This is a genomic window from Actinosynnema sp. NPDC023658, from assembly GCF_040639995.1.
Lineage (GTDB): Bacteria > Actinomycetota > Actinomycetes > Mycobacteriales > Pseudonocardiaceae > Actinosynnema.
Genome location: NZ_JBFAAX010001174.1, coordinates 1 through 1607, shown reverse-complemented (window position 1 = coordinate 1607; position 1607 = coordinate 1). Strand labels below are relative to the sequence as shown.

Sequence of the window (1607 nt, the reverse complement as noted above, 5' to 3'; positions counted from 1 at the left end):
GGCCGCCCGTGCCTTGGGGTCGAACACGGCGGTCAGCCGGTCCGGCGTCAGCGCGGTGACCACGGCGTCGTCGAGCACGCCCGCCGCGTGCACCACGGCCGTCAGGTCCGGGATCGACGCCACCAGCGCGGCGACCTGCGCACGATCGGACACGTCACACGCGACGACCCGCACGTCCGCGTCCAGGTCCGGCGGCTCGCCACCACCGCGGCTCGCCAGCACCACCCGCCGCACGCCGTGCCGCGCCACCAGGTGAGCCGCCACCGCACGACCGAGCGTCCCGGTCCCACCGGTGATCAGGACCGTGCCGTCGAGGGCGGAGGGCAGCGCGAGCACGATCTTGCCGACGTGCCGGGCCTGGCTCATGTGCCGGAACACGTCCACCGCGTCGCGCACGCCCCGCACGTCGATCGGCAACGGGGTCAGCACGCCGTCCGCGAAGGCCCGCACGGTCCCGGCCAGGATCTCGCCCAGCCGCCGCGGGCCGGCGTCCGCGATGTCGAACGCCCGGTAGGTGACGCCGGTGTCGTCCCGGACGTCGGTCTTGCCCATCTCCACGAACCGGCCGCCGGGCGCGAGCAGGCGCAGCGACGCGTCGGTGAACTCGTCGGCCAGCGAGTTCAGCACCACGTCCACCAAGGGGAAGCGCTGCTCGAACTCCACCGTCCGCGACGACGCGATGTGCTCGTCGTCCAGACCGAGACCGCGCAGCACGTCCCACTTGCCCGGACTCGCCGTCGCGAACACCTCCGCGCCGAGGTGCCGCGCGAGCTGGATCGCGGCCATGCCCACGCCACCCGCACCGGAGTGGATCAGCACCCGGTCACCGGGTCCGACCCGCCCGAGGTCCACCAAGCCGTGCCAGGCGGTCAGGAACGCCACCGGGACGGCCGCCGCACGAGCGGACGACCAGCCGTCCGGGACCGGGGCGAGCAGCCGGTGGTCCGCGACGGCACGGGGCCCGAACGCACCGACCGCGAGGCCGAGCACCCGGTCACCGGGCCGGAACCGGTCGACGCCCGGCCCGACGTCGAGCACCACGCCCGCGCCCTCGCCGCCCATCAACGCCTCGCCGGGGTAGACGTCGAGCGCGATGAGCACGTCGCGGAAGTTGAGGCCGGCGGCGCGCAGGGCGATCCGGACCTGTCCCGGCTCCAACGGCTCGGTCGGCTCCGACCGGGGCACGAGCGCGAGGTCGTCGATGCTGCCCGTGCCGACGTCCTCCAGCCGCCACGGACCGTCCGGCGGGGTCAGCGGGCGGTCGACCCGGGTGAGCCGGGGCGCGTGCAGCGACCCCCGCCGCACGACCGGGTCCGACTCGTCGGACAGCTCGCCGCCCCACGAGCCGTCCGCGTCGACCAGGACGAACCGGCCGGGGTGCTCGGCCTGGGCCGAGCGCACCAGGCCCCACACTGCGGCGTGCGCGAGGTCCACCACGTCACCGGCCACCGCCGCGACCGCGTTGCGGGTGACGATCACGAGCCGGCCGTCGCCGCGGTGCGCCTGGATCGCCGTCAACGCCTCCTGGGCCGCGGCCGACGCCACGTCCGCGGCGTCGCCCGGCCGATCCGACACGTGGTGGACGGCGAGGTCTCCGGTGGTCGGGT

Annotated in this window: 1 protein-coding gene; it reads right to left on the bottom strand. The window is 75.7% G+C overall.

The features are described 5' to 3' along the window. Positions 1–1575: SDR family NAD(P)-dependent oxidoreductase (locus AB0G02_RS39265; RefSeq protein WP_360805314.1), on the bottom strand; the 1575-nt coding region annotated here is incomplete at its 3' end. Between the last annotated feature and the right edge of the window lie 32 nt (positions 1576–1607).